Source organism: Leifsonia shinshuensis, from assembly GCF_014217625.1.
Classification (GTDB): domain Bacteria; phylum Actinomycetota; class Actinomycetes; order Actinomycetales; family Microbacteriaceae; genus Leifsonia; species Leifsonia shinshuensis_A.
Genome location: NZ_CP043641.1, coordinates 3859804 through 3884971, shown reverse-complemented (window position 1 = coordinate 3884971; position 25168 = coordinate 3859804). Strand labels below are relative to the sequence as shown.

The 25168-nt window shown below is 70.1% G+C and carries 26 protein-coding genes; 15 read left to right on the top strand and 11 right to left on the bottom strand.

Annotated features, from left to right (window positions below):
* Together F1C12_RS18900 and F1C12_RS18895 are read left to right on the top strand one after the other, a co-directional pair.
* On the top strand, positions 1 to 669 hold the full coding sequence (locus F1C12_RS18900) for a response regulator transcription factor (RefSeq protein WP_185276388.1): 669 nt from the start codon (positions 1 to 3) through the stop codon (positions 667 to 669).
* On the top strand, positions 666 to 1913 hold the full coding sequence (locus F1C12_RS18895) for a sensor histidine kinase (RefSeq protein ID WP_185276387.1): 1248 nt from the start codon (positions 666 to 668) through the stop codon (positions 1911 to 1913). The genes F1C12_RS18900 and F1C12_RS18895 overlap by 4 nt, the downstream gene beginning before the upstream one ends.
* Positions 1914 to 1986: 73 nt before the next feature.
* On the opposite strand, the gene F1C12_RS18890 is transcribed toward F1C12_RS18895, so the two are convergent.
* Positions 1987 to 2910: a S1C family serine protease gene (locus tag F1C12_RS18890; RefSeq protein WP_185276386.1), complete on the bottom strand. Its 924-nt coding sequence runs from the start codon at positions 2908 to 2910 to the stop codon at positions 1987 to 1989.
* A gap of 189 nt (positions 2911 to 3099) precedes the next feature.
* Here F1C12_RS18890 and F1C12_RS18885 point away from each other — a divergent pair, with 189 nt between their 5' ends.
* From F1C12_RS18885 to F1C12_RS18870, 4 genes are read left to right on the top strand one after another with little or no spacing between them, the layout of a single operon-like run.
* Positions 3100 to 4194, top strand: a complete 1095-nt coding sequence (locus tag F1C12_RS18885; RefSeq protein ID WP_185279058.1) for an ABC transporter ATP-binding protein — start codon at positions 3100 to 3102, stop codon at positions 4192 to 4194.
* On the top strand, positions 4191 to 5399 hold the full coding sequence (locus tag F1C12_RS18880; protein ID WP_185276385.1) for an ABC transporter substrate-binding protein: 1209 nt from the start codon (positions 4191 to 4193) through the stop codon (positions 5397 to 5399). The genes F1C12_RS18885 and F1C12_RS18880 overlap by 4 nt, the downstream gene beginning before the upstream one ends.
* Entirely contained in the window at positions 5396 to 6214 is an 819-nt protein-coding gene (locus F1C12_RS18875) for an ABC transporter permease (RefSeq protein WP_258046013.1), read from the top strand. The genes F1C12_RS18880 and F1C12_RS18875 overlap by 4 nt, the downstream gene beginning before the upstream one ends.
* Positions 6211 to 7026 carry an ABC transporter permease gene (locus F1C12_RS18870; protein WP_258046012.1) on the top strand — a complete coding sequence of 272 codons (816 nt, stop codon included), beginning with the start codon at positions 6211 to 6213 and terminating at the stop codon, positions 7024 to 7026. Before F1C12_RS18875 ends, F1C12_RS18870 begins: the two co-directional genes overlap by 4 nt.
* A 71-nt stretch (positions 7027 to 7097) precedes the next feature.
* On the opposite strand, the gene F1C12_RS18865 is transcribed toward F1C12_RS18870, so the two are convergent.
* Positions 7098 to 8108, bottom strand: a complete 1011-nt coding sequence (locus F1C12_RS18865; RefSeq protein WP_185276383.1) for an aldo/keto reductase family protein — start codon at positions 8106 to 8108, stop codon at positions 7098 to 7100.
* Positions 8109 to 8198: 90 nt separating this feature from the next.
* A complete protein-coding gene (locus tag F1C12_RS18860; RefSeq protein ID WP_185276382.1) occupies positions 8199 to 9104 on the bottom strand; it encodes an alpha/beta fold hydrolase in 906 nt (301 codons plus the stop codon).
* Positions 9105 to 9216: 112 nt separating this feature from the next.
* Between F1C12_RS18860 and F1C12_RS18855 the strand changes: the two genes are divergently transcribed.
* The 4 genes from F1C12_RS18855 (at position 9217) to F1C12_RS18840 (ending at position 11788) form a co-directional block, all read left to right on the top strand.
* Positions 9217 to 9723 (top strand): MarR family winged helix-turn-helix transcriptional regulator, encoded by a 507-nt coding sequence (locus F1C12_RS18855; protein ID WP_185276381.1) that lies wholly within the window; start codon positions 9217 to 9219, stop codon positions 9721 to 9723.
* Between the two features lie 47 nt (positions 9724 to 9770).
* On the top strand, positions 9771 to 10718 hold the full coding sequence (locus F1C12_RS18850; RefSeq protein WP_185276380.1) for a helix-turn-helix transcriptional regulator: 948 nt from the start codon (positions 9771 to 9773) through the stop codon (positions 10716 to 10718).
* A 77-nt stretch (positions 10719 to 10795) separates the two neighbouring features.
* Positions 10796 to 11416 carry an SGNH/GDSL hydrolase family protein gene (locus tag F1C12_RS18845; protein ID WP_185276379.1) on the top strand — a complete coding sequence of 207 codons (621 nt, stop codon included), beginning with the start codon at positions 10796 to 10798 and terminating at the stop codon, positions 11414 to 11416.
* 33 nt (positions 11417 to 11449) lie between these two features.
* A complete protein-coding gene (locus F1C12_RS18840) occupies positions 11450 to 11788 on the top strand; it encodes a hypothetical protein (RefSeq protein ID WP_185276378.1) in 339 nt (112 codons plus the stop codon).
* On the opposite strand, the gene F1C12_RS18835 is transcribed toward F1C12_RS18840, so the two are convergent.
* The 5 genes from F1C12_RS18835 to F1C12_RS18815 all read right to left on the bottom strand — a co-directional run bounded on the left by F1C12_RS18835 (position 11775) and on the right by F1C12_RS18815 (position 15405).
* On the bottom strand, positions 11775 to 12767 hold the full coding sequence (locus F1C12_RS18835) for a hypothetical protein (protein ID WP_185276377.1): 993 nt from the start codon (positions 12765 to 12767) through the stop codon (positions 11775 to 11777). The two genes, F1C12_RS18840 and F1C12_RS18835, sit on opposite strands and share 14 nt — an antisense overlap.
* Before the next feature lie 65 nt (positions 12768 to 12832).
* On the bottom strand, positions 12833 to 13465 hold the full coding sequence (locus tag F1C12_RS18830; RefSeq protein WP_185276376.1) for an ATP-binding cassette domain-containing protein: 633 nt from the start codon (positions 13463 to 13465) through the stop codon (positions 12833 to 12835).
* Complete coding sequence (locus F1C12_RS18825) at positions 13456 to 14448, bottom strand: peptidoglycan-binding domain-containing protein (protein WP_185276375.1); 993 nt, start codon at positions 14446 to 14448, stop codon at positions 13456 to 13458. The genes F1C12_RS18830 and F1C12_RS18825 overlap by 10 nt, the downstream gene beginning before the upstream one ends.
* Positions 14449 to 14476: 28 nt before the next feature.
* On the bottom strand, positions 14477 to 14926 hold the full coding sequence (locus F1C12_RS18820; RefSeq protein ID WP_185276374.1) for a hypothetical protein: 450 nt from the start codon (positions 14924 to 14926) through the stop codon (positions 14477 to 14479).
* A 194-nt stretch (positions 14927 to 15120) separates the two neighbouring features.
* Positions 15121 to 15405: a lactococcin 972 family bacteriocin gene (locus tag F1C12_RS18815; protein WP_185276373.1), complete on the bottom strand. Its 285-nt coding sequence runs from the start codon at positions 15403 to 15405 to the stop codon at positions 15121 to 15123.
* Positions 15406 to 15659: 254 nt separating this feature from the next.
* Here F1C12_RS18815 and F1C12_RS18810 point away from each other — a divergent pair, with 254 nt between their 5' ends.
* Together F1C12_RS18810 and F1C12_RS18805 are read left to right on the top strand one after the other, a co-directional pair.
* Entirely contained in the window at positions 15660 to 18308 is a 2649-nt protein-coding gene (locus F1C12_RS18810; RefSeq protein WP_185276372.1) for an MGH1-like glycoside hydrolase domain-containing protein, read from the top strand.
* Positions 18309 to 18472: 164 nt separating this feature from the next.
* The gene (locus F1C12_RS18805; RefSeq protein ID WP_185276371.1) at positions 18473 to 18913 is read left to right on the top strand and encodes a DUF805 domain-containing protein; all 441 of its coding nucleotides are present in this window, start codon (positions 18473 to 18475) and stop codon (positions 18911 to 18913) included.
* A gap of 1 nt (position 18914) precedes the next feature.
* On the opposite strand, the gene F1C12_RS18800 is transcribed toward F1C12_RS18805, so the two are convergent.
* Entirely contained in the window at positions 18915 to 19550 is a 636-nt protein-coding gene (locus F1C12_RS18800; RefSeq protein ID WP_185276370.1) for a TetR/AcrR family transcriptional regulator, read from the bottom strand.
* Positions 19551 to 19675: 125 nt separating this feature from the next.
* Here F1C12_RS18800 and F1C12_RS18795 point away from each other — a divergent pair, with 125 nt between their 5' ends.
* Positions 19676 to 21199, top strand: coding sequence for an MFS transporter (locus F1C12_RS18795; RefSeq protein WP_185276369.1), 1524 nt, complete (start codon positions 19676 to 19678; stop codon positions 21197 to 21199).
* A 54-nt stretch (positions 21200 to 21253) separates the two neighbouring features.
* Here F1C12_RS18795 and F1C12_RS18790 read toward each other — a convergent pair whose 3' ends face one another.
* Positions 21254 to 21955: a phosphonatase-like hydrolase gene (locus tag F1C12_RS18790; RefSeq protein WP_185276368.1), complete on the bottom strand. Its 702-nt coding sequence runs from the start codon at positions 21953 to 21955 to the stop codon at positions 21254 to 21256.
* Positions 21952 to 22731 (bottom strand): GntR family transcriptional regulator, encoded by a 780-nt coding sequence (locus tag F1C12_RS18785; protein WP_258046011.1) that lies wholly within the window; start codon positions 22729 to 22731, stop codon positions 21952 to 21954. The genes F1C12_RS18790 and F1C12_RS18785 overlap by 4 nt, the downstream gene beginning before the upstream one ends.
* A 164-nt stretch (positions 22732 to 22895) precedes the next feature.
* Here F1C12_RS18785 and F1C12_RS18780 point away from each other — a divergent pair, with 164 nt between their 5' ends.
* Positions 22896 to 24074 (top strand): TIGR03364 family FAD-dependent oxidoreductase, encoded by a 1179-nt coding sequence (locus tag F1C12_RS18780; protein ID WP_185276367.1) that lies wholly within the window; start codon positions 22896 to 22898, stop codon positions 24072 to 24074.
* 3 nt (positions 24075 to 24077) lie between these two features.
* Positions 24078 to 25139 carry a 2-aminoethylphosphonate ABC transporter substrate-binding protein gene (locus tag F1C12_RS18775; RefSeq protein WP_185276366.1) on the top strand — a complete coding sequence of 354 codons (1062 nt, stop codon included), beginning with the start codon at positions 24078 to 24080 and terminating at the stop codon, positions 25137 to 25139.
* Positions 25140 to 25168 lie beyond the last annotated feature (29 nt).

The window sequence follows — 25168 nt, the reverse complement described above, 5'->3', positions numbered from 1 at the left end:
ATGAGTGAGCGCCGCAGGGTCCTGGTCGCCGAGGACGACAGCCGTCTCGCCGGGATGCTGGAGACGCTGCTCGTCTCCGACGGCTACGACGTGGAGATCGCCCGCGACGGCCAGCGCGCACTGCACCGCGGGCTCACCGAGCAGTTCGACGCCGTCGTGCTCGACCGCGGCCTCCCCGCCGTCGACGGGCTCGGCGTGCTGCGCGGGCTCCGCAGCAACGGCGTGACGACGCCCATCCTCATCCTCTCGGCCCTCGGCACCGCCCCCGACCGGGTGGACGGGCTGAACGCCGGCGCGGAGGACTACCTGGCGAAGCCGTTCGACATCGACGAGCTGCTCGCCCGGGTGCGCGCGCTGATCCGCCGGGCGTCGTCGGAGGTCCCGACCGTGCGCTTCCCCGGCGGCCAGCTGGATGTCGGCAGCCGCACGGTCACGCTCGGCAGCGGTGAGCGCACCGTGCTCTCCGACCGGGAGGCCGGCCTGCTCGAGCTGCTGGCCCGCCGCCCCGAGCAGGTCTTCTCCCGCGCCGTGCTGCTGGACGAGGTGTTCGCCGACGCGGACGACCCCGGCGTGGTCGACACCTACGTGCACCACCTCCGCAAGAAGTTCGGCCGCACGCTCATCGAGACGGTGCGCGGCGTGGGCTACCGGCTGGGCGGAGTCGGATGAAGGCCGACCTCCGCGAGCTGCGCACGGCGTCGGCGCGGCTCGCCCTGCAGTTCGCCGGGATCATCCTGGCGCTGTTCGTCGTGCTCGGCGGCGTCGTCTACATCGTGGTTTCGACGGGCCAGACGGAGGCCGCGAAGCGCGCGCTCGCGGACGCCTCGCAGGTGGACTCCGTGCACGACGCGCCGCACGACCTCCTGATCACGGTCATCCTCCCGCAGGGCAGGGACGTCTCCCCCAACCTGCCGAAGGGCCTCCCGGACGAGCGGGCACTGCAGGAGGTCGCCCGGAACGGCGGGTCGATCACCGAGACCGTCGTGGCCGCGGATGGGAAGAGCTACCTCACCCAGACCGACGTGCGGCGCGGCAAGGTCGTGCAGATCAGCTACGGCCTGGCCGAGCAGCAGGAGGAGATGGGCCGCCTGCTCACCGCGCTCGTCATCTCCGGCGCGATCGCGACGGTGGCAGCGGCCCTGCTCGGGCTCCTGCTGGCGCGCCGGTCGATGCGCCCGATGTCGGAGGCGCTGGCGCTGCAGCGTCGGTTCGTCGCGGACGCGGGGCACGAGCTGCGGACACCGCTGACGCTGCTGAGCACCCGGGCGCAGCTGCTGCGCCGGCGGCTGTCACGCGGTGGCGGCGGTGGCGGCGGAGCCGGCGCCGTGTCCGTCGACGACGACGTGCGCTCGGGCCTGGACGAGATCGTGGACGACAGCCGGGCGCTGACCGAGATCGTGGAGGACCTGCTCACCGCGGCCGACCCGCGCCAGAACGTGGAGCCGGAGCGCGTCGACATCGGCGAGCTCGCGGCGGTCGTCGCGCGGTCGGCGGAGGGGCGGGCGCATGAGCGGGAGATCGTGCTGACGACCACGGCCACGCCCGACGCGGTCGTCACCGGCGCCCCGGTGTCGCTGCGCCGGATGATCGTGGCGCTGGTCGACAACGCCCTCGATCACGCCGGTTCGCAGGTCGCGATCGACGTCTCGACCTCCCGCGAGGAGGTCGAGCTCACGGTCTCCGACGACGGCCCCGGCTTCGGCGACGGCCTCCAGGACCGCGCGTTCGACCGCTTCGCGTCCGCGCGCGCGGAGGGCGGCTCGGCCGGGCGGGAGCGGCACTACGGGCTGGGGCTGGCGCTGGTCGCGGAGGTCGTCGACCGACACCGCGGCCGGGTGAGCGCGGTGGATCGCGAGGGCGGCGGTGCGCAGGTCGTGGTGCGGTTACCGAAGGATGCCGCCGCGCGAACCTGACCCTTCGCGATTCGTGCCGAATGTCGACTTCGGCGGCGCGAGAGTCGACATTCGGCACGAATCGCGCGGGCGGTTACGCGTCGGTGAGTTCGGTGGGTTCGACGATGGCGTCGACGAGCGCGCCGTTCCGCCACACCGTCAGCTCCAGCCGCCTCCCGATCGTGCTCGCGATCATCAGCCGCTGGAGGTCCGCGACCGCGTGGATGCGCATCCGGTCGAGGGAGATGAGCACGTCGCCGGTGCGGATGCCGGCGAGGTCGGCCGGGCTGTCCGGGACCACCGACATCACCTGGATGCCGGTGCGTGCTCCCGCCTTGCGGGCGATCTCCGGGCTGAGGGTGATCTCGGCGCCGGCGATGCCGAGCCAGCCGCGGCGGACGCGGCCCTCGCGCATCAAGGTGTCCATGATCTGCCGGCTGGTGGCGTTGATCGGGACGGCGAGGCCGAGGCCGGTTCCGGCGACCGCCGTGTTCACGCCGATCATGCGGGCGGTGCTGTCGGCGAGCGCTCCCCCGCTGTTGCCGGGGTTGAGCGCGGCGTCGGTCTGGATGACCTCGTCCACCACCCGGCCGGACCGGGTCGGGAGCGACCTCCCGAGCGCCGAGACGATGCCGGCTGTCACGCTTCCGGCGAGGCCCAGCGGATTGCCGACGGCGACGACGAGCTGGCCGACCTGGAGCTTCGCGGCGTCGCCGAGCTCGACCGGTGCCGGCACTGCGGAGTCCGCGAGCAGCATCGCGAGGTCGGAGAGCGGGTCGCGGCCGATCACGCGGGCGCGCACCCGGGTGCCGTCCTCGAACGCGAGGTCGACGCTCCCCGCGCCCTCCACGACGTGCGCGCTGGTGAGGAGGTGGCCCTCCGCCGAGACGACGGTGGCGCTGCCGAGGCCGACGCCGCGGGAGGTCCGGGCGGTCACGGCGGCGACCGCCGGGCCGACGACCCGCGCGACGCGTACCACCGCCGTCGAGTAGGCGTCCAGCGCGTCCGCATCCGTCATGAGACGAGTGTGCGCCTTGCGCGGGGCGGAGGGGCCTCCCGTTCGCCAACGGCGGAGTACAGACCTTTCGGACCGAATGTCGACTCTCAGACAGCGGGAATCGACATTCGTGACGAATCTTTGCTGCGGAAACCGTAGTCGCACCAACATCTGATCGCATATGATTGCGACGCCCACCGTCGAAGGAGACTGGATGTGAGCGAGCAGCCCGCCATCAGGCTGACCGGACTGACCAAACGATTCGGGACGGTCGCGGCCGTCGACGGCCTCGATCTGGAGATCGCCGCCGGGGAGTTCTTCTCCATGCTCGGCCCCTCCGGCTCGGGGAAGACCACGGTGCTGCGCTGCATCGCCGGCTTCGAACAGCCGACCTCCGGCACGATCGAGCTGTTCGGCCAGGACGTCACCGGCAAGCCGGCCGCCGCGCGCGACGTCAACACCGTCTTCCAGGACTACGCGCTGTTCCCGCACATGTCGGTGCTCGACAACGTCGCCTACGGCCTGCGGGTCCGCGGCGTCGGCCGAGCCGAGCGACGCAGGCGGGCGATGGACGCGCTCGCCTCCGTGCAGCTGACCGGCTTCGCCGACCGCAAGCCCGCGCAGCTCTCCGGCGGCCAGCGACAACGCGTGGCCCTCGCCCGCGCGACCGTCGTTCAGCCGAAGGCGCTGCTGCTGGACGAGCCGCTCGGCGCGCTCGACCTCAAGCTGCGCCAGCAGATGCAGGTCGAGCTCAAGCAGCTCCAGCACGAGCTCGGGATCGCCTTCGTCTTCGTCACCCACGACCAGGACGAGGCCCTGACGCTGTCCGACCGGATCGCGGTCTTCAACAACGGGCGGATCGAGCAGTTGGGGACACCGCGGGAGCTGTACGAGCACCCGAACTCCCGGTTCGTCGCGGACTTCGTCGGCACGTCGAACCTGTTCGACCGCGAGCGCGCCCGCAGCATCCTGGGCCTGGAGGGCGAGTACTCCATCCGGCCGGAGAAGCTGGAGCTGCACACGCTACCCGACGCCTCCGGCTCGCCGTCCGCGGCCGGAACGCTGGTCGAGTCCGTCTACGCGGGCAACAGCATCCGCCGCGTGGTGGACCTCGACGCGGGCCTCCGGATCTCGGTGCTGGAGAGCAACGACCGCACGCACCGCGTCGAGCTCGACCGCGGCTCACGCGTGCACGTGACCTGGAACGACGACGACCTCCGGAGGCTCGGCGGCGACGCGGAGGACGACCTCCAGGACGCAGATGTACCTCGCAGCAGAGGTGTAGAAGAGAGGCAGGACTCATGATCCGTGCAACGAAGCGCGTGGCGCGCTCGGCGGCCGCAGCGGCGGCCGTCTCGGCCGCCCTCCTGGTGCTCGCGGCCTGTTCCGGCGGCGGCTCCACGGGCGGCTCGGCCGGCTCGGTGCCGAACGTCCCGATGGCGAAGAAGCTCGGGGCCAACGAGAACCAGCTCAACCTGATCGTCTGGGCGGGCTACGCCGAGGACGGCTCCAACGACCCCAAGGTGAACTGGGTGACGCCGTTCGAGCAGAACACCGGCTGCCAGGTCAACGCCAAGGTCGCCGGCACCTCCGACGAGATGGTGCAGCTCATGCGCACCGGCGACTACGACGGCGTCTCGGCCTCCGGCGACGCGACCCTCCGCCTGGTCTACGGCGGCCAGGTCGCGCCGGTCAACACCAAGCTGGTGCCGAACTACACGACCATCTCCAGCTTCCTCAAGAACAAGGCCTGGAACTCGGTCGACGGCCAGATGTACGGCATCCCGCACGGCTGGGGAGCCAACGTGCTGATGTACAACAAGGCGGCCGTCACCCCGGCGCCGGATTCCTGGTCGGCCGTCTTCGACGACGCGTCCAAGTACGCCGGCAAGGTCACCGCGTACGACTCCCCGATCTACATCGCCGACGCCGCGCTGTACCTGAAGGCGCACGACCCGTCGCTCGGGATCAAGGACCCGTACTCGCTGACCGAGAAGCAGCTCGACGCCGCGGTCTCGCTGCTGAAGAAGCAGAAGGCCTCCATCGGCGAGTACTGGTCGGACTACACCAAGTCCGTGCAGTCGTTCGAGTCCGGCGCCAGCGTCGTCGGCACGTCGTGGCAGGTCATCGCCAACCTCATCCAGAGCGACGGAAAGGTGCAGGTCGGCACGACCGTCCCGAGCGAAGGATCCACCGGCTGGTCGGACACCTGGATGATCGCCGCCAAGGCGAAGCACCCGAACTGCATGTACCAGTGGATGAACTGGATCACCTCCCCGACGGTCAACGCCCAGGTGGCGGAGTGGTTCGGTGAGGCGCCGGCGCAGACCAAGGCGTGCGAGAAGACCGAGGACCCGACCTTCTGCACGCAGTACCACGCGCTCGACGCGGGCTACGCCGCCAAGATCCACTACTGGACCACGCCGCAGACCAAGTGCGTCGACGGCAGCGGCAACGACTGCACCGCGTACAGCGAATGGGTGAGCAAGTGGCAGGAGATCAAGGGATGAGGGCTCGCCTGGGCTTCCTGCTCGGGCCTCCCCTGCTCTGGCTCGTCGTCATCTACCTGGGCTCGATCGCCGTCCTCCTGGTCTCGTCGTTCTGGACGGTGGACGGGTTCACGGGCGCGGTGGTCCCGACCTTCACGCTGGAGAACTACGCGACGCTGTTCACCGACCCGGTCTACGGGACGGTCGCGCTGCGGACGCTGCTCGTGGCGCTCGGAGTGACGCTCATCGACGCCGTGGTCGCCTTCCCGATGGCCCTGTACATCGCGAAGGTGGCCAAGCCGAGCCGGCGCGCGCTCTACCTGGTCGCGGTGACGACGCCGCTGTGGGCAAGCTACCTGGTGAAGGCGTACGCCTGGCGCATCCTGGTCGAGCCGGGCGGGCCGATCGCGGTCGCGACCGGCGGCTGGACCCCCGGATTCGGCCTCCCCGCGACGATCATGACGCTGGCCTACCTGTGGCTGCCGTACATGATCATCCCGGTGTACGCCGGCTTCGACCGGGTGCCCGACTCGCTGTTCGAGGCCAGCTACGACCTGGGCGCGTCGACCTGGCGGACGATCAGGACGGTGGCGTTCCCGCTGGTGTTCCCCGCGATCGTGGCCGGGTCGATCTTCACGTTCGCGCTGAGCTTCGGCGACTACATCGCGGTGGGGATCGTCGGAGGCAAGACGCAGCTGCTCGCGAACCTCATCTACGGGCAGCTCGTCACGGCGAACAACCAGCCGCTGGCGGCGGCGCTGTCGGTGATCCCGCTCGTCGCGGTCGTGCTCTACCTGCTGGCGGTCCGCCGCACCGGCGCATTGGAGAACGTGTGAAACTGCTCTCGACCCCGGCGCGGATCGTGGTCGGCCTCTGCATGCTGGTCGGCCTGGTGATCCTGTACGTGCCGCTGCTGCTGATCGTGCTGAACTCGTTCAACAGCTCGCACACGTTCTCGTTCCCGCCGCCCGGCTTCACGCTGCAGTGGTGGGTGGACGCGTTCCACTCCCGCGGCGCGGCGGACGCGCTGGCGACGTCCGTGATCGCCGGACTGTGCGCCTCCGCGATCGCGCTGGTGCTCGGGACGATGGCGGCGTTCGCGGTGCAGCGGTTCCGGTTCTTCGGACGGCAGAGCATCAACTTCCTCGTCGTGCTGCCGATCACCCTCCCCGGCATCGTGACGGGCATCGCGCTGGCGTCGACGTTCACGACGGTGCTCGGCCCGGTCGGCGTGACGCTCGGGATGGCGACGGTCATCATCGGCCACGCCACGTTCTGCATCGTGATCGTCTACAACAACGTCCAGGCGCGGCTGCGGCGGATGGGGACCTCGCTCGAGGAGGCCTCCGGCGACCTCGGCGCGCGCGGCTGGCAGACGTTCCTCTGGGTGACGCTGCCGCAGGTGCGCGGCGCGCTCGCAGCCGGCGTGCTGCTCGCCTTCGCGCTCAGCTTCGACGAGATCGTGGTGACCACGTTCACGGCGGGACCTGCCGTGCAGACGCTGCCGATCTGGATCTTCCAGAATCTGTTCCGGCCCAACCAGGCGCCCGTCGTCAACGTGGTGGCGGCCGTGCTGACGATTCTCGCGATCATCCCGGTGTGGATCTCGCAGCGGCTGGCGGGCGACTCGGTCAGCAGCCGCGTCTGAGCCCGAGACATTCGTGCCGAATGTCGACTCTCGCCGCGCGAGAGTCGACATTCGGCACGAATCGTAGCGGCTCAGGCGTCGCGGTGCTTCGGCGAGCGCGTGGCCGTGTGCGACGCGTCGCGCTCGACGGCGCCGCCGAGGACCTCGTCGATCCGGCCCAGCAGCTCGGCCGGGATCGTGACGCCGGAGGCCTTCACGTTCTCGACCACCTGCTCCGGGCGGGAGGCGCCGATGATCGCGGTGGCCACGTTGTCGTTCTGCAGCACCCAGGCGACCGCGAGCTGCGCCGGGGTGAGGCCGAGCTCCTGCGCGATCGGGGTGAGCTCCTGGACGCGGGTGAGGACGTCGTCGGACAGCCAGCGCTTCACCGCGCCCGCTCCGCCCTTCTCGTCGGTCGCCCGGCTGCCCTCGGGCAGCGGCGCGCCCGGCTTGTACTTGCCGCTGAGGACGCCCTGCGCCACCGGCGACCAGACGATCTGCGAGATCCCGAGCTCCTTCGACGTCGGGACGACCTCCGCCTCGATGACCCGCCAGAGCGCCGAGTACTCGGGCTGGTTCGAGATGAGCTGGAAGCCGAGGTCCTTCGCGAGGGCGTGGCCGGCGCGGAGCTGGTCCGCGGTCCACTCGCTGACGCCGATGTAGAGGGCCTTGCCCTGCCGCACGACGTCGGCGAACGCCTGCATGGTCTCCTCCAGCGGGGTGAAGAAGTCGAACCGGTGCGCCTGGTACAGGTCGACGTAGTCGGTCTGCAGCCGGGACAGCGAGCCGTCGATGGACTCCATGATGTGCTTGCGGGAGAGCCCGACGTCGTTGTGGCCCTTGGGACCGGTGGGACCGAAGACCTTCGTGAAGATCTCCAGCGACTGGCGGCGCTCGCCCTTCAGGGTCTCGCCGAGGACGGTCTCCGCCGCGGTGTTGGCGTAGACGTCTGCGGTGTCGAAGGTGGTGATCCCGGCGTCGAGGGCGGCACGGACGCACGCCGCGGCCGTCTCGTTCTCGATCTGCGAGCCGTGGGTCAGCCAGTTTCCGTACGTGATCTCGGAGATCTTGAAGCCGGAGTTGCCGAGGTACCTGAACTGCACTGTCGTTCCTTTCGAGCGGAGGTCGATCTCGATCGTAGGCAGGAGGCATTCAGCGACGCCAACAGTGGCTGGTTCTGGGATTCAGCAGCGTCAGTGCTGAGTGGCGCCGAGCCCCGCCCGCACCACCTCCGCCACCGCCTGCGGCTTGCCGCCGTCCTTCGCGTTCTGCGTCGCCGAGTGCCCGGCGCTCGGGATCGTGCCGGTGCGCGCGCCCGGCAGCAGCTCGCCCAGCCGCCCGACCGCGTGGCGGAGGTAGGCCGGCGACTTCTCCGCCGAGATCAGCAGCACCGGGCCGCGGATCGCCGCGTAGTCGCCGATGCGGTCGGCGCGCTGGGCCACGATCCTCATGTCGTACGGCACCGCCTGCGCGAGCTCGCCCATCGTCGCGCCGCCCACGGGGAGCGTCCCTGGGTCCTTGGCGATCATCTTCCGGGTGCTGGACTCCAGCATCCGGCGCGGGAAGAAGCGCAGGAAGGCCGGGCCCATCTGCGTTCCGAGGAGGGCGGTGACCATGTAGGCCGGGACGTCGCCGCGGGCGGCCTCCGGCTCGAACCGGCGCAGGAAGGCGTCGAGGTCGAGGGAGCCGTCGGCGACGAGGGCGGGCTCGAACAGCACCACCGCGAGCGACGGCTGCGCGAGCGCGACCTCCGCGGCGATGATCCCGCCGGAGCTGATGCCCATGACCGCGGTCGAGCCGGTCGCGGCGACGACGGCGGAGACATCCGCGACCTCCAGCGCCAGGTCGTAGCTCTCGAGCGCGGGATACGCGCCGCTGCGGCCCCGGCCGCGGCGGTTGACCAGATGGACGGTGAACGTGCCGGCGAGCGCCGCGGCCAGCTCGCTCTGGCTGGCCGCCGACTGCATCGTCCCGTGGACGATCACGAGGCCGGGCCCCGTGCCGGTGCTGAAGTACTCGATGGGCGTGTCATCCTCGGAGGACACCAGGTGCGGGGTGAGTCGATCGGTGGATGGTGCGGTGCTGACGGTGCGGGACATCGGATGCCCTTCCTCTCTGTTCTCGCCGGCCTCGCGGCCAGGCGGTAGATTTGCCTTAGTCGCTAAGATAGCTTAGTTACTAAGATAATGAGGAACTGAGAGGATTGCAAGAGTGGATTCGAACGAACCCGCCGAAGCCGACAGCGCAGCCCGCCGCGAGCTGATCGCCAAGCTGACCGATCTCGGCGCGCAGTCGGCGAGTCTGACCGGCCTGTTCCAGCAGCGGGCGGCCGCCAGCTACGGCCTCGGGGTGAGCGACATGAAGGCCCTCGACGTGCTGATGCGCAACGGCCCGCAGACGGCCGGTCAGCTCGGCGCCGCCCTCAACCTGACCTCCGGAGCGGTCACCGGGATCGCCGACCGGCTGATCAGGCGAGGGTTCGCGACCCGCGAGCACGACCCGGTCGACCGGCGCCGCGTGCTGATCAGCGTCGACTACGCCGCCCTGACGGCGGGCCCCAACGTGTACCAGTCCATCGGGGAGGCCTTCCAGCGGCTCCACGAGTCGCTCAGCACCGAGCAGCTCGCGTTCCTCGCGCGCTACCAGGAGGAGTCCATCGCCCTCACCCAGCACGCGGTCGACGCCCTCGCGGGCGAGGCCGGCCCGGCAGCGGAGTAGACCGCTCCCCCTACCGCCCGGCACACGGCGCGGCTACCGTGCTTCGCATGCCGGTCACGCGGATGACGATGTCGTCGCGGGAGCCTGATGTGGCCCTCGCGGTGATCCGCGGCCTCCAACCCGGCTTCGACTTCAACCGGGACCGCGACGACGGCCCGTTCTCCTTCGCGGCGGACGGAGTCAGCGACGAGCGGCTGTCGCTCCAGCGGCTCGACCTGATCTGCACGGCTCACGGCGAAGCGGATCCGATGACCTCGTACACCGTCTGCCAGACGACCACGCCCCTGCGCATCCTCGTCGGCCGCCGGCAGCTCGACACGAGCCGGCCCTTCCTCTACCCGCGCGCCCCGATCCGGTCGAGCTGGGAGCACGAGGCGCGATCCAGCGCGGTGCAGCTCGACATCGATGCGGTCGACGCGCTCGCCCGGCAGTACTTCGGCCGGCCCGGCCTCCGCGTCCGGTTCACCGGGGGCGCGCCGATCGACGCCGAACGCGAGCGGCACTGGCGGGCGGTGGCCGGTCACGCGCTCGGGCCGGGCGCCGAGCGCGGAGTGTTCGACGACCCGCTGCTCCGCGACACGCTGTTCCGCATGGCGGCGGCGGCCCTCCTCTCCGACTTCCCGAACAGCACCCTCGACCTCCCACCCGCTCACGACGGCGGGGTGGCGGTGCCGGCGACGATCCGCCGGGCCATCGCCTACATGGAGGAGCACATCGCAGAGCCCATCGGGCTGCTCGACGTCGCGGAGGCCTCCCGGCTGTCCCCGCGCGGGCTGCAGGACGCCTTCCACCGCATTGTCGGGGTCTCCCCCATGCAGTACCTCCGGTCGCTGCGGCTCAGCGCCGCGCACGCCGACCTCCTCGCCGCAGACATCGTCCACCAGGACACCGTGACCGCCATCGCCCATCGCTGGGGCTTCTCGCACGTGCCCCGCTTCGCCGCCGCCTACCGCACCCAGTACGGCGAGTACCCGCGGGACACGCTCGCACGGTGACCGGGAGACCGGCGAACGGCGATACGGTCGTAGCCGGCGTCCGCCCGCGCACGATCACCGACCCCGCAAGGAGCCCCATGTCGCACCCCGTCCGCTTCGTCTTCGTCGGCGACTCCATCACCGACTGCGAACGCGACCGCACCGACCCCACGTCGCTCGGCGCAGGCTACGTGCGGATGCTGGCGGACGCACTCGCGGAGCGACCGGGCGGCGCCGAGGTGCGCAACCTCGGCGTCTCCGGCGACCGCGCGGTCGACCTCGAGGCCCGCTGGGAGCGGGAGGTCGTGCCCGCGAACGCCGACGTGCTCACCCTCTACGTCGGCGTCAACGACATGTGGCGGCGCTTCGACAGCGACGACCCGACCTCCGCTGAGGACTTCGAGGCGACGCTGCGCCGCCTCCTCGACTCCCTCCCGGCGCCGCGCTCCCGGCTGCTGTTCATCGAGCCGTTCTTCCTGCCGGTCACCGTCGACCAGGAGGCCTGGCTGGAGGATCTGGACCCGAAGCGCGCCGCGGTGGAGCGCGTCGCCGCCGACTACGACGCGACCCTGGTGCGCCTCCACGAGCCGTTCACAGCGGCCGCGGCCGAGCGCGGCGTCGCGGCGGTCGCGCCGGACGGCGTCCACCCGAGCGCAGAGGGCCACCGGATGGTCGCCGACGCGTGGCTCGCGGAGTTCGCGGCCTCGTCCGTCCGCTAGACCGGTCCAGCGCCGACCGTCGAGAATGGCCACATGACCCAGGTGAACCCGGCTGAGACCGGCGCCGAGCCCACCGCAGCCGAACGCGAGCGCATCCAGCAGGCGGACGAGGGGGCGGGCTGGCGCGACTGGGGGCCGTACGTCGCCGAGCGCGCCTGGGGCACGGTCCGCGAGGACTACAGCGCCGGCGGCGAGGCCTGGGACTTCTTCCCGCACGACCACGCCCGCAGCCGCGCCTACCGCTGGAACGAGGACGGCATGGCGGCCAACGCGCGCCGCGGCAAGCTGGAACCGGAGTATGAACCGGCCGACATCGGGATCTTCGATGAGGGCGGAACGGGGTGGTCATGGACTCCGCTCAGCGCTCCTTGAAATAGCGGAATAGGTGGCGTTCGCGGATGGCGACCGCCCCTGACAACGCCCCTGCCAGGCCGGCGAGCCACACCGCGCACATCACCGACATCGAGAGCGCGAGCGACGTTCCTCCACCGCCATCGAACGAGGTTCGAAGCAGCACGACCACAGGCACCGTGAGCATTGTCGTCACGACGCCCCACGCCACGGTCTCCGCAGTGACGATGCTGCAGAGGTCGCCGTGGGAGGCTCCTGTATGGAGGGCGGAAGCGAATTCGAGTCGCCGTGAACGAACGCCTGAGAAGCCGAGGATCAGTCCGGCCAGCGCAGCGCACGGACCTGCTCCCCGGGTGATCCGCTCCGCGAAGAGGGCTGGACCGTCGAAGGTCGCACCCATCGTCGGATTCAATTGCGCGATCGTGGGTGGATCGTGCTCATCGCCCAACAGCAGCAAAGTCGAGAGCAAGGCGCTGGTCATCTCCTGCGCGGGCCGAACATCGATCCAGCACTCGTCGAAGGCTTGGGCCGCGAGCACAGGGGCGAGGGCTGCGTAGGAGAGCCCGGGTCTCCGGCCGTCGTCGGGGTAGCGGTAGCCACCCCCGACTCGCACGACGCCCGTCGTCGTCGCCAGCGCATCGGCGGCTCCGAGTCCCAGCGCGTCGACGACTTCCGGCCCCACGAGTACGCCGTCGGAATGCGTTATCGCACCGATCACGCCGCTGAACCCGGGCGACACCTCGCTGACGGGGATCGGCGAGCGCTGAAGCACGACGGGCGCGAGCTGTCGCGACGTCGATCGCAGCGCACCGGCAGCGGACACGCCCGGGACCTCAGCCAAACGATCGCACCGCGCTGCGTCCACGCGCCCCACCGCGGTCAGCACGGAGATGGAGGCACCGCTCCGAACGAACGCCTCCCAGCGCTCGACGAACTGGTGCGTCACGATCAGGTCTGCACCTGCGAGCAGGATCGTCGTCCCAGCGGCGACGATCGCCACGGTGCGCGTGCGCGCAGTGCCAGAAGCGATGTTCCGCCACGCCTCTCGCAGCACGGCCGCGACCCTCACAGCGCCGCTCCGGCGCGCGGCTCGTCCGAGGGTTCCCTGCGGAGCACGATGTGGTCGGTGCAGGCCGCCCGTGTGTCCTCATCATGGGTCGCCACCACCACGATCGTGTCGTGCGCCGCGATGGCCCCGATCGCCCTGTTCACTCCCCGGGCGGTCTCCCGGTCGAGCTGCGCAGTCGGTTCATCGATGAGGAACAGGTCAGGGCCAGCCGCGAGCCCCCGCGCGAGCATCAGGCGCTGGGCCTCGCCTCCGGACAGCGCGCGGAAAGGGCGGTCCGCGAGTGCGAGGAGGCCGAATCGGTCAAGCAGGCTGTCCGCGTGAGCGTCGGCGGCTGCGACCGACTGCCCGCGCGCCAGGAGGGGAAATGCGACGTGGTCGCGCGCCGTCCGGTTGGGTGTGCCGTGCGGATTCTGGAACACCCACCCCGTCCGGGCGTCCACCGGCACGGAGATGACGCCCTCAGCGGGTGTAATCCAGCCGGCCAGCAGCGCGAGCAGGGTGCTCTTTCCCGCGCCGGAAGGCCCGGTAAGGGAGTAGACGCGGCCAGGCGTCAGCGTCAGACTCAGCCCGCGGAAGAGCCACCCACTGCCAGCGAAACGATGGCCGACACTCGAGAGCCCTACCGGCATGATGAATGCGCGGCGGGCCGGGTATCGACCCGCTCCGGCGCCTTGCCGTCCGGGAACACCACGATGGTCTGGCCAAGCTGCGAACCGAGGATCTCGACGGAGTGGGTGACGCCCCGCGATACGACGCACCCGCGCGCGCCGTCGACGCCGAAGATCGCGCTGGGGACCACGACCGAGACATCTATAGGCTCGGCGAGCACCAAGCGGGCGTCGATCGGCTTCACCTCGACTGCGGAGGTGTCCATGCCTACCTCCGCGGCGAGCGCCGACACATCGGGATCCTGAACAACGCCCTCACCGTCGACGGCGAGGCTCGTGCCGCCGACAATCGCGGCGCGCGGCCCTGACACCAGATCCCCCGGCAGCCCGATGACCGAGACGACGGGTGAGAGGCTCGCGAACGTGGCCATCGTTGCGCCCTGATCGACGAGGGTTCCAGCTGGGAGCTCGCATCGCGACACCGCTACGGCCGGCGCCGGAAGCCAGATGACGGAGGCGGCCGGGACGCTGTCCGGCGCGATGTTGACGCCGACGCGCGCGAAGGCCGCCGCAGCGGCACGCATCGTCTTCCGTCCCAGCGTTCCATCGCTCTCGAGCTGATGACCGAGGCGGCGCAGTTCCTCCTGGAGGGCGCGGACATCGTCGCCTTTCGACTCAGGGGTTAGATCCCGCCACAGGGGCACACGTGTCGAGAGGGCGAGATACGGCCTACCATCGATGGACACCGGGGAGGACCCGGACACCACGCTCGCGCCCGGCTCGCACGAGAAGGAGGTCACGCGACCGTTCGCGGGAGCCGGCAGCGACACCGGCAGCGAGGTTCGAACGGAGAGCTGAACACTGCGTGCGTCCTCGAACCGGTCGTGCCCGACGGGGAGCTCCTTCGTCGGGATGGCCGACCGGAGCGTCGGCGGCGGTCCCGCCAGGGCCGTCACCGCCCCCGCGGCGCCGGCCGAGGCAGCCGCGACGGCGAGAATCGCCACCCACCCGATCCTGTTTCGCAGCGACCGTTCAGCCACCGAGCAGTCCTTCTGGATCTAGGTCGCAGGCTTTGATGTCTGCGAACCGGGCCTCGCTCTTCGGAAGATCGCCCGCGAGGTAGTCCTTGGCTCCGTAGCCCGATCCGACGAGGCCAGTGCGCTTGTAGCAATCAACGATCGCCGGAACCATGTCCTTGTGCGAAGGATTGACCCGCATTTGAACGTAAAACATGGCGATTGGGTACTCCCCCGACTCATCGGAGCATCGGCTTTCGGCTTTGTGCGCTTCGTCGTGCGACATCGATGCGGGAGGCATATATGACCCGCCCTGGAAGTCGTATCGAGTCATGGTGATTCCGACCGCAGACATACAGGCCAGATAGCGGTCCTTCATCTCCGCATACTCCTGGTCGGAGATCTTGCCGTCCTCGAGCGCCGCTTTGACTTCTGGGGATGTCGCTTTCTGATATTGCTGTTGCATCTCTTCCTCCCACGAGCCGAGGGAGAAGGAGACATCATCGTCCGCCTCAGGGGTCGTGCTCGAGCATCCACTGAGGACGCCAGCGAGGGACAATACGAGCGCTGCTCGATGGAACGTTCGTCGGGGCATGGTGGCTTGCTTTCGTTTCGAGTGACGGATGGCGCTACTCGACGAGCAGCGCCATCCGCCGCTTGCTACCGCACGTCGTAGAACGCGGTGTTCCCGCCGATTGCCGAAATGGCCTGAGCCCTCGCCTCCACGCGGGGCGTCTTCCAGCCGGCGTAGTCACAACCGGAACCACAGGCCGTTGCCTTGTGATCGCGTGAATTGTGCTGGTAGTTCGAATAGGTGTACTTGCCGGTCACGCCGTAATTCCATGTCCCGCCTTCCACAGACACTGCCTGCGCGGCGGTCGCCCCACCCGCGAGCAACCCGCCCGTAACCGCCACCGTGGCGAGAGCCTTCATCAGAATCTTCATCGTTCTCCTTGCTCGGTCTTTCGGCATATCTGGTGCTTGCCGAAATGTTCCACCTAGCATACACACCAGTTCCGTCTAGCGCGCAAAATTTTTAAGCGACGCCTTGACTCTCCTCTCGCGGGCCCAGAACGCGCCCCAACGCCGCACGGGTTCTGGGCAACGCAGTACCTCCGGCGCGGTGAACGGGAGGTCAGGAGTTCGCGGCCTCGTCCGTCCGCTAGACCGGTCCAGCGCCGACCGTCGAGAATGGCCACATGACCCAGGTGAACCCGGCTGAGACCGGCGCCGAGCCCACCGCAGCCGAACGCGAGCGCATCCAGCAGGCGGACGAGGGGACGGGCTGGCGCGACTGGGGGCCGTACGTCGCCGAGCGCGCCTGGGGCACGGTCCGCGAGGACTACAGCGCGGACGGGGAGGCCTGGGACTTCTTCCCGCACGACCACGCCCGCAGCCGCGCCTACCGCTGGAACGAGGACGGCATGGCGGCGTTCTCCGACCTGAAGCAGAACTGGTGCCTCGGCCTGTCGCTGTGGAACGGGCAGGACGCCATCCTCAAGGAGCGGATGTTCGGCCTGAGCGGCCCGCAGGGCAACCACGGCGAGGACGTCAAGGAGTACTGGTGGTACCTCGACGGCACCCCGACGCACTCCTGGAACACCTGGCGCTACCACTACCCGCAGGCCGCGTACCCGTACGAGGACCTGATCGAGACCAACGCGCGCCGCGGCAAACTGGAGCCGGAGTACGAGCTGGCCGACACCGGGATCTTCGATGACGGACGCTACTGGGTGGTCACCGTCGACTACGCGAAGGACGGCCCGCACGACCTCCTGATGCGCGTCACGATCGAGAACGCCGGTCCGGAGGCCGCGACCCTGCAGGTGCTGCCGACACTCTGGTTCCGCAACACCTGGTCGTGGGGGTACGAGGTCGAGAAGCCCGCGCTGCGCTTCGAAGGAGGGCGCATCCTCGGCACCGGGCCGGCCGGGGCCCTGGCGTTCAGCGGGGAGGGCGATCCGGAGGCGCTGTTCTGCGACAACGAGACCGACACCGCGCGGCTGTTCGGCGCGACGGACTCCCCGGCATACCCGAAGGACGGGATCGGGGACCACATCATCCACGGGGCCGCGACCGTCAACCCGGCGCAGACGGGGACGAAGGCCGCCCTCCATTTCGCGGTGACACTCGGGCCGGGCGAGACGCAGGTCCTCCGGCTGCGGCTGACGGGGGGCGACGGCGGGCCGTCCGCGATCGGCGCCCAAGATCTCGGGCCCGGCTTCGACGACATCGTCGACCTCCGCAAGGCCCAGGCGGACGCCTTCTACGCGGGACTCGAGAACGCCCCGGCCGACCCCGACGAGGCGCGCGTGCTGCGCCAGGCCTTCGCCGGCCTGCTCTGGTCGAAGCAGTACTTCCACTTCAACGTCGACAAGTGGCTGGACGGCGACCCCGCCGGCCCGCCTCCGCCCGCGGGCCGTGCGGCGGTGCGCAACGGGCAGTGGCGGCACTTCGACGCCGACGACGTCATCCTGATGCCCGACCCGTGGGAGTACCCGTGGTTCGCGGCCTGGGACCTCGCTTTCCACTGCGTGACGATGGCCCACATCGACCCGGCGTTCGCGAAGGCGCAGCTCGTGCTGCTGCTGCGGGAGTGGTACATGCACCCGAACGGGCAGCTCCCGGCGTACGAGTGGAACTTCTCCGATGTGAACCCGCCGACGCACGCGTGGGCGGCGATCCAGGTGTTCCTCATCGACGGCGGCCGCGACTTCGGCTTCCTCGCCCGCATCCTGCACAAGCTGCTGATCAACTACACCTGGTGGACGAACAGCAAGGACGCCGACGAGGACAACCTGTTCGAGGGCGGCTTCATGGGCCTCGACAACATCGCGCCGCTGAACCGCTCGACGCTGCCGCCGGAGGTCGGGACCATCGAGCAGGCCGACTCGACCGGCTGGATGGCGAGCTACGCGCTCGACCTGCTGGAGATCGCGCTGCGGCTGGCGCGCGAGGACGACGTCTACGAGGACGTCGCGGTGAAGTTCGGCGAGCAGTTCCTCCGCATCGCCGGGTCGGCCAACAGCTCCGGCATGTGGGACGACGAGGACGCCTACTTCTACGACGTGCTGCACCTCGCCGACGGCCGGGAGGTCCCGCTCAAGGTCCGCTCGCTCGTCGGGCTCGTGCCGGTCGTCGCGTCGCTCGCCTACGACGAGCCGGGCGTGCGGACGCTGCCCGAGTTCCGCCGCATCCTGAACCGCTACCTGGCGAAGCATCCCGAGCTCGGAGCGGCCTTCCACCGCCGCGTGATCGGGAAGGAGCAGGTCTACCTGCTCGCGCTGGTCTCGCCCGAACGCCTGTCCCGCATCCTGAAGCAGGTCTTCAACCCGTCCGGCCTGCTCAGCGACCACGGCATCCGCGGCGTCTCCGCCTACCACCGGGAGCACCCGTTCACGGTCGAGGTCGACGGTGTGGAGGCCTCGGTCGACTACGAGCCGGCCGAGTCCACGACCGGGCTGTTCGGCGGCAACTCGAACTGGCGCGGCCCGGTCTGGTTCCCGCTCAACGCGCTGCTCGTCGCGGCGCTGCAGCACTACCAGTCGCACGGCGAGACGGGCGTGCGGATCGAGGATCCGCTGGGCTCCGGCAACTCACTGACTCCGGGGGAAGCGGCCGACGACCTGGCCACGCGGCTGATCTCGCTGTTCCTGCCCGGCCCGGACGGACGGCGGCCGTCGGACGCGCGCTACCCGCTGCTGTCGAGCGACCCGCGCTGGAAGGACAACGTGTTCTTCTACGAGTACTTCGACGGCGACACCGGGCAGGGACTCGGCGCGTCCCACCAGACCGGCTGGACCGCCATGGTGGCGCACCTGATCCTGATGCGGCACCGCGCGCCCTGACATTCGTCACGAATGTCGCGAAACCGCGTCCCATAAGCGACATTCGTCACGAATGCCGCGGCGCAACACGCCGTCACTTACGCGCCTCACAACCCCTGCGGATGCGCTTGACTGTGGCCGCTCCATGTCGACGCAAGCCATGACCTCGCTCGAAAGGAACCACCATGACCGCACCGCAGAGTGCCGCCTCCGCACCCCTCGACCAGCCGCTGTACGGCGCCTCCTTCGGAGACGCCATCCGCCGGTTCTTCAAGAAGTACGCCGACTTCACCGGCCGGGCGAGCCGCAGCGAGTTCTGGTGGTGGTATCTGTTCGCCGTGCTCATCGCCATCGTCTACTCGATCCTGCTGACGACGCTCGGCACCATCGGCAACGGCGGGCGCGGGTACGGCCCGATCGGCTGGATCCTGATCGTCGTCTACATCGTGTGGGTGGTCGCCATCGTCGTGCCCAGCCTCGCGTTGGTCTGGCGGCGGCTGCACGACGCGAACTATCCCGGACCGTTCTTCTTCCTGGGCTTGATCCCGCTCGTCGGCTGGATCATCCTGCTGGTCTTCTACCTGATGCCGTCCAAGCCGGAGGGCGCGCGGTTCGACCGGCGCTGACTCACGCCCCCGCTGCTGCCCCCGGCCGGATCCCGACCGCGGGCAGCAGCACCCCGTCGATCAGCGACAGCAGGTACGCCCGGTCGACGGGCTGCTGCAGGATCAGCACCCGGTAGGCCGTCATCGACGGCACGATCATCGCGAGCGTCTCGACGTCGGTGTCCGCCGGGATCTCGCCGCGCTCGATCGCCCGGCTCATGAACAGTCGGTTGAGAGAGGCGCGCGGCTCGACGATCGCCGCCGTCACGGCGTCCACCAGGTCGGGGTCGCGCGCGAGCATCGACGTGAGGCCGGCCATGATCTGGAGCTTGCGCTCGCCGTCCTCGATCGTGTGCGGCTTCATCATCGCGACCAGGTCGCCGCGCAGCGTGCCCGTGTCGGGCAGGTGTTCGAAGTCGATGTCGTTCTTCTTCATGCACGCGATGGCCTCGACGACGAGCTCGCCCTTGGAGGCCCAGCGGCGGTAGACCGTCGCCTTGCCCGCCTTGGCGCGCGCGGCGACCATGTCCATCGTCATGCGGTCGTAGCCGGTCTCGGCCAGGACCTCCAGCGCGGCGTCGAGGATGTCGGCGTCGCGGGTGTGATCGCGTTTCCGGCCGAGTTTCGGCGCGGAACCGGTGGCGTCGAGCTGCGTCATTGCGGCCTTCCCCCTGATGTGTCGGCGACGGATGTCGCGTCTGGTGATGTCTTCTGGACCATTCTAAGGTTAATTTTAGAACTCGGGAGATCCGAAACTACTGAGTTTCGTATATGCTGTCCCGCATGACCCAGACTTCTCCCTCTCCTTCGGTCGCGCCCGCGGCTCCGGACGGCGGCGTTCCGCACTCGCGGCGCTGGTGGACGCTCGTCACCGTGGCGATGGCCCAGCTGATGGTCGTGCTCGACTCGACCGTCGTCAACATCGCCCTCCCCGCCGCGCAGCAGGACCTCGGCTTCTCCAACGCCGACCGGCAGTGGATCGTCACCGCCTACTCGCTCGCATTCGGCAGCCTCCTGCTGCTCGGCGGCCGCATCTCCGACCTGATCGGCCGAAAGCGTGCCTTCATCATCGGCCTGATCGGCTTCGCCGGAGCCTCCGCACTCGGCGGCGCGGCCGGCACCTTCGGGATGCTGGTCGGCGCCCGCGCGCTTCAGGGCGCGTTCGGCGCTCTGCTCGCACCGACCGCCCTCGCCGTGCTCACCACGACCTTCACCGTGCCGAAGGAGCGCGCCCGCGCATTCGGCATCTTCGGCGCGATCGCTGGAGCAGGCGGCGCAGTCGGGCTGCTGCTCGGCGGCGTCCTCACCGAGCAGTTCGACTGGCGCTGGAACCTCTACATCAACGTCTTCATCGCCATCGCCGCGATCATCCTGGCCACGTTCTTCGTCACGGCCGGCCACCGCTTCGGCCCGCGCCCGAAGCTCGACATCCCCGGCACGATCCTGGCCTCCGGAGCACTGTTCTCACTCGTGTACGGCTTCTCGAACGCCGAGAGCGACGGCTGGGACTCGCCGTTGACCTGGGGCTTCCTCGTGGCGGCCGGCGTGCTGCTGATCGCGTTCGTGCTCTGGCAGCGCAAGGCCGCCCACCCGCTGCTGCCGCTGCACATCGTGCTCGACCGCAACCGCGGCGCCTCCTACAGCTCCATCCTCATCGCGGGCTCCGGGATGTTCGGCATCTTCCTGTTCGTCACCTACTACCTCGAGACGACGCTGAAGTTCACGCCGATCCAGACCGGCCTGGCGTTCCTGCCGATGATCGTCATGCTGGTCATCGCCGCGCAGTTCTCCACCAACCTGTTCGTGCCGCGGTTCGGGCCGAAGGTCATGGTGCCGATCGGCATGGTGATCGCCGGCTCCGGGATGCTGCTGCTCACCCGCCTCGGCGTGAGCGCGAACTACGGCACCGAGATCCTGCCCGCACTCATGGTCATGGGCGTCGGCATGGGCTCGATCATGCCCGCGGCCATCCAGACGGCGACCCTCGGCGTCGACCGCCACTTCGCGGGCGTCGCTTCGGCGCTGGTGAACACGAGCCAGCAGGTCGGCGGCTCGATCGGCACCGCGCTGCTGAACACGCTCGCAGCGACCGCGCTGACCGACTACCTGGCTGCGCACCTGCCGCCGACCCCGCAGGTCGTCCAGGAGGCCGCGGTGCACAGTTACTCGACGGCGTATTGGTGGAGTGCAGGGTTCTTCGCCTTCGGCGCCGTTCTGTCGGCGCTGCTGTACCGGCGGCGCCGTCCGGCCGCCGCGGTGGACGCCGAGGCCCCGGCCGCCGACGCGGAGCCGGTGGTCGCGCACTAGCCGCGACATCGTCGAAGGGGCCGGCGCGCACGAGCGCGCCGGCCCCTTCCGGGTTCAAGCGCGCACGGCCTCCGCCGCGCTCCCGATCCCCACGAACTCCGGCACCTCGGCGACGGACGCCAGCACAGCGTCGTGATCGCCCGCCTCCAGGGCATCCCGCGGCGTCTGCCCGGTGAGCACGCCGACCGCGATGGCGCCCGCGTTGCGCGCGGCCTCCAGGTCGACCACGGTGTCGCCCGCCGCGAGCACCCGCCGCACGTCGGCCACGCCGGTGCGCTGCATCGCGAGGTGGATCATGTACGGCGCCGGGCGGCCGGCGGGCACGTCCGAGGTGGTGACCACCGCGTCCAGCTGCCCCTCCGGCCCGACCGTCCAGCCGAGCGCGGCCAGCAGCGGCTCCACCACGTCGTCCGAGAAGCCGGTGGTCAGCGCGACCTTCACGCCCGCGGCACGCAGGCGGTCGATCGCCTCCGGGATGCCGGGGAGGGCGACCGGCGGCTCGGCGCGATAGGCGTCGGCGAGCAGCGCCCGGAACCGGTCGAAGCGCTCGGCGACCAGGCCCGGCTCCGGCTCGACGCCGCCGAGACGCAGCAGAGCGGTGATCGCCTCGACTTTGTCGGTGCCCATCCAGCGCTGGAGGTCGTCGGCGGCGACGGTCGCGCCGGTCTCCTCGACCGCGCGCCGCAGGGCCACGTAGACCGCGCCATGGTCGTCGACGGTGGTGCCGGCGATATCGAACGCGGCGAGCTGGATCATGCGATGGACTCCTCGGTGCTGTTGTGGACGCCTGTGGTCGGGCGGATGCGCGCGATGGACGGGCGCTGGGAGATGATGTTCTCCACGACGAAGTTGGTCTGGTCGGGCAGGTAGCGGTCTTCGGCGTACTCGATGGCGCGGCCGGTCGCGGTGGAGGTCACGCGCCGCTCGCGCAGCAGCGGGGTGCCGGGGTCGACCTTCAGGAGGTCCACGTCGGTGGCGTCGGCCGCGACGGCGTCGATGGTGTGCCGGGCGCTGTAGAGGTCGACGCCCTGGTCGCGCAGATAGCGGAACGTCGAGCCGGAGTCGGTGTCGAAGTCGAACAGCTTCGCTCCGACGTCGACCACGAAGTGGGTGCGCTCGATCATGGTCGGGACGCCGTCGATGAGCCGCAGGCGCAGCAGCGCCACGACGTGCTCCTCCGGGTCGATGCCGAGCTGGGCGGCCACGAGCGTCCCGGCGGGTCGGCGCGCGATCTCGAACGTCTTCTGGCCCGGCGCCTTGCCGCGCTGCTCGACCCACTCGGTGAACGACAGGAACACCTCCACCGGCTGCGACGGCGTGGAGCGGCGCACGATCGGCTGGCGGCCCTGGCCGCCGGCGAGGATGCCCTCCTGGCGGAGCTGGGCGAGCGCCTGGCGCACGGGACCGCGCGACACCTCGAACTCCGCGCAGAGCTCCGACTCGCTCGGGACCTTGGATCCCTCGGGCCACTCTCCGGTGAAGACGCGGCGGCGGAACTCGTCGCTCAGGCGCTGGTGCATCGGTTGGGTCACGCCCTGAATATACAAGTCGGATACCGCAGAACGCCAACAAATCCGGTGAATTCTTCGCGAACCGCGCCGTTCTGTCCCCCGCCCGGTGAACGCAGCGTGAACTTATCTATACAAGTGCCGCCCCAGCTTGAAGCCGGGGTCCGCGGTCGCCCAGAGTGGCTGGCATGACGCAACCGTTCCTCGCCGAGAGCGACGTGCTGGTGGTCGGCGCCGGCATCGTCGGCCTCGCCCACGCCGCCGCCGCGCTCCGCCGCGGGCACACCGTCACGGTCATCGACCGCGACAGCCGTGCCGTCGGCGCCTCCATCCGCAACTTCGGGCACGCCTGCGTGACCGCCCAGTCCGGCGACCTCCTCGACCTCGCCCACGTCGCGCGCGGCCGCTGGCTGGACCTCGCCGCGGCGGCCGGCTTCTTCGCCGTCGAGCACGGCGCGGTCGCGGTCGCCCGCACCGCGACCGAGCTGGCCGTCCTGGACGAGCTGGCCGCGAGCCGCGAGCCCGGCGAGGTGCGGCTGCTCGACGCCGGCGCCGCGCGCGACGCCCTCTCCGCCCCCGGCGGCGCCCGGATCGCCGGCGGCGCGCTGCTGCGCGACGACCTCCGCGTCGACCCGCGGCAAGCGGTCGGCTCGATCGCCGGCTGGCTCTCCGAGCAGGGCGTGCGCTTCCTCTGGAACACGTCGTATCTGGAGGCCGCCGACGGGATCGTGCGCACCTCCCGCGGCCCGATCCGCGCCGAGCGCACCTACGTGTGCGTCGGCCACGACCTCGACTACGTGCACCCGGCCGAGGCGGCCGCGCACGGCATCCGCCGCTGCGGCCTGCAGATGGCCCGCGTCGCCGCCCCGGAGGGCGTGGCCATCGGTCCAGCCGTCCTCACCGGCACCTCCATGCTCCGCTACCCCGCGTTCGCGGAGACGACCGCCGCCGCGACACTGCGCGACGAGTTCCTGGCAGCCGACCCGGCCGTGGTCGACATCGACGCCAACGTGATGTTCACGCAGCGCCCGGACGGCACCATCATCATCGGCGACAGCCACCGCTACGAGGCGACGATGGACCCGTTCCAGGACGAGGCGACCTCCGATGTCCTCCTGCGCCGGGTCGCCGACGTGCTCGGCGCCGGCCCGCTGACGGTCGTCGAACGCTGGCAGGGCGTGTACGCCCACAGCCTCACCGGCCCCTACCTCGTCACCGAGGTCGCCGACGGCGTCACCGCCGTCTCCGTGACCTCGGGTGTCGGCATGACCATCGCGCTCGGCCTGGCCGAGCGCGTGCTCGGCATGCCCGCCTTCTCAACCACCGCACCCTCCCCCACCCTGCACTCCCTCACGAAAGCGAACTGACCCATGCGAAAGAACACGATCCGAATCGGCGTCGCCGGCGCGCTCGCCGCCGCCGCCGTGCTGGCCATGTCCGGCTGCTCCGGCACCGCCTCCGCCGACTCCAGCGCGGCCGCGGGCTCCGGCTCGAAGACCGTCACCATCTACAGCGCCGACGGCCTCGGCGACTGGTACAAGAAGCAGTTCGCCGACTTCACGGCGAAGACCGGCATCGCCGTCCAGTACGTGGAGGCCGGCTCCGGCGAGGTCGTCTCGCGCGCCCTCAAGGAGAAGTCGAACCCGCAGGCCGACGTGCTCGTCACCCTGCCGCCGTTCATCCAGCAGGCCAAGTCGAAGGGGCTGCTCCAGAAGACGGGCGCCGACCTCTCCGCGATCCCGGCGAAGGAGAAGGACGCGGGCGGCGACTACGTCTCGCTCGTCGAGAACTACGCGAGCATGATCCGCGGCACGGCGGCGAGCCCGAAGCCGGACGCCTGGAGCGACCTGCTCGCCTCCTCCTACCAGGGCAAGATCCAGTACTCGACGCCGGGTCAGGCCGGCGACGGCACCGCGATGCTGCTCCTGCTGGAGCACACCATGGGCCACAAGGCCGCGCTCGACTACCTGGGCAAGCTGCAGAAGAACAACGTCGGCCCGAGCTCCTCCACCGGAGCGCTCGGCCCGAAGGTGTCGAAGGGCGAGCTCGTCGTCGCCAACAGCGACCTGCAGATGGCGGAGCAGTCCATCGCCGCCGACAAGTCGGCCTACGAGGTGTTCTTCCCGAAGGGCGACGACGGCAAGCGCGCAACGGTCGCCCTCCCCTACGCGATGGGCCTGGCCGCCGGCGCTCCGGACAAGGCGAACGGCGACAAGCTGATCTCCTTCCTGCTCTCCAAGGAGGTGCAGCAGACCATCTCCGGCGACGCCTTCGGCTTCCCGGCGCGCTCCGACGTCACGCCGACCGACGCCAACTACCAGACGCTGAAGACGGCGCTCGACGGCGTCGAGCTGTGGCAGCCCGACTGGACCTCCGTCCTCGGCTCGCTCGACAGCACGGTGTCGGCGTACAAGTCGGCGACCGGTCAGTGACCCCGCGCTGACGACCCACCCCGAAGAGC

What these genes read in the sequence shown, in the direction of transcription:
- F1C12_RS18900 (WP_185276388.1), top strand. Translation starts at nt 1, where the DNA reads ATGAGTGAGCGCCGCAGGGTCCTGGTCGCCGAGGACGACAGCCGTCTC.
- F1C12_RS18895 (WP_185276387.1), top strand. Translation starts at nt 666, where the DNA reads ATGAAGGCCGACCTCCGCGAGCTGCGCACGGCGTCGGCGCGGCTCGCC.
- F1C12_RS18890 (WP_185276386.1), bottom strand. Translation starts at nt 2,910, where the DNA reads ATGACGGATGCGGACGCGCTGGACGCCTACTCGACGGCGGTGGTACGC.
- F1C12_RS18880 (WP_185276385.1), top strand. Translation starts at nt 4,191, where the DNA reads ATGATCCGTGCAACGAAGCGCGTGGCGCGCTCGGCGGCCGCAGCGGCG.
- F1C12_RS18875 (WP_258046013.1), top strand. Translation starts at nt 5,396, where the DNA reads ATGAGGGCTCGCCTGGGCTTCCTGCTCGGGCCTCCCCTGCTCTGGCTC.
- F1C12_RS18860 (WP_185276382.1), bottom strand. Translation starts at nt 9,104, where the DNA reads ATGTCCCGCACCGTCAGCACCGCACCATCCACCGATCGACTCACCCCG.
- F1C12_RS18850 (WP_185276380.1), top strand. Translation starts at nt 9,771, where the DNA reads ATGCCGGTCACGCGGATGACGATGTCGTCGCGGGAGCCTGATGTGGCC.
- F1C12_RS18845 (WP_185276379.1), top strand. Translation starts at nt 10,796, where the DNA reads ATGTCGCACCCCGTCCGCTTCGTCTTCGTCGGCGACTCCATCACCGAC.
- F1C12_RS18840 (WP_185276378.1), top strand. Translation starts at nt 11,450, where the DNA reads ATGACCCAGGTGAACCCGGCTGAGACCGGCGCCGAGCCCACCGCAGCC.
- F1C12_RS18830 (WP_185276376.1), bottom strand. Translation starts at nt 13,465, where the DNA reads ATGCCGGTAGGGCTCTCGAGTGTCGGCCATCGTTTCGCTGGCAGTGGG.
- F1C12_RS18820 (WP_185276374.1), bottom strand. Translation starts at nt 14,926, where the DNA reads ATGCAACAGCAATATCAGAAAGCGACATCCCCAGAAGTCAAAGCGGCG.
- F1C12_RS18815 (WP_185276373.1), bottom strand. Translation starts at nt 15,405, where the DNA reads ATGAAGATTCTGATGAAGGCTCTCGCCACGGTGGCGGTTACGGGCGGG.
- F1C12_RS18810 (WP_185276372.1), top strand. Translation starts at nt 15,660, where the DNA reads ATGACCCAGGTGAACCCGGCTGAGACCGGCGCCGAGCCCACCGCAGCC.
- F1C12_RS18805 (WP_185276371.1), top strand. Translation starts at nt 18,473, where the DNA reads ATGACCGCACCGCAGAGTGCCGCCTCCGCACCCCTCGACCAGCCGCTG.
- F1C12_RS18800 (WP_185276370.1), bottom strand. Translation starts at nt 19,550, where the DNA reads ATGACGCAGCTCGACGCCACCGGTTCCGCGCCGAAACTCGGCCGGAAA.
- F1C12_RS18795 (WP_185276369.1), top strand. Translation starts at nt 19,676, where the DNA reads ATGACCCAGACTTCTCCCTCTCCTTCGGTCGCGCCCGCGGCTCCGGAC.
- F1C12_RS18790 (WP_185276368.1), bottom strand. Translation starts at nt 21,955, where the DNA reads ATGATCCAGCTCGCCGCGTTCGATATCGCCGGCACCACCGTCGACGAC.
- F1C12_RS18780 (WP_185276367.1), top strand. Translation starts at nt 22,896, where the DNA reads ATGACGCAACCGTTCCTCGCCGAGAGCGACGTGCTGGTGGTCGGCGCC.
- F1C12_RS18775 (WP_185276366.1), top strand. Translation starts at nt 24,078, where the DNA reads ATGCGAAAGAACACGATCCGAATCGGCGTCGCCGGCGCGCTCGCCGCC.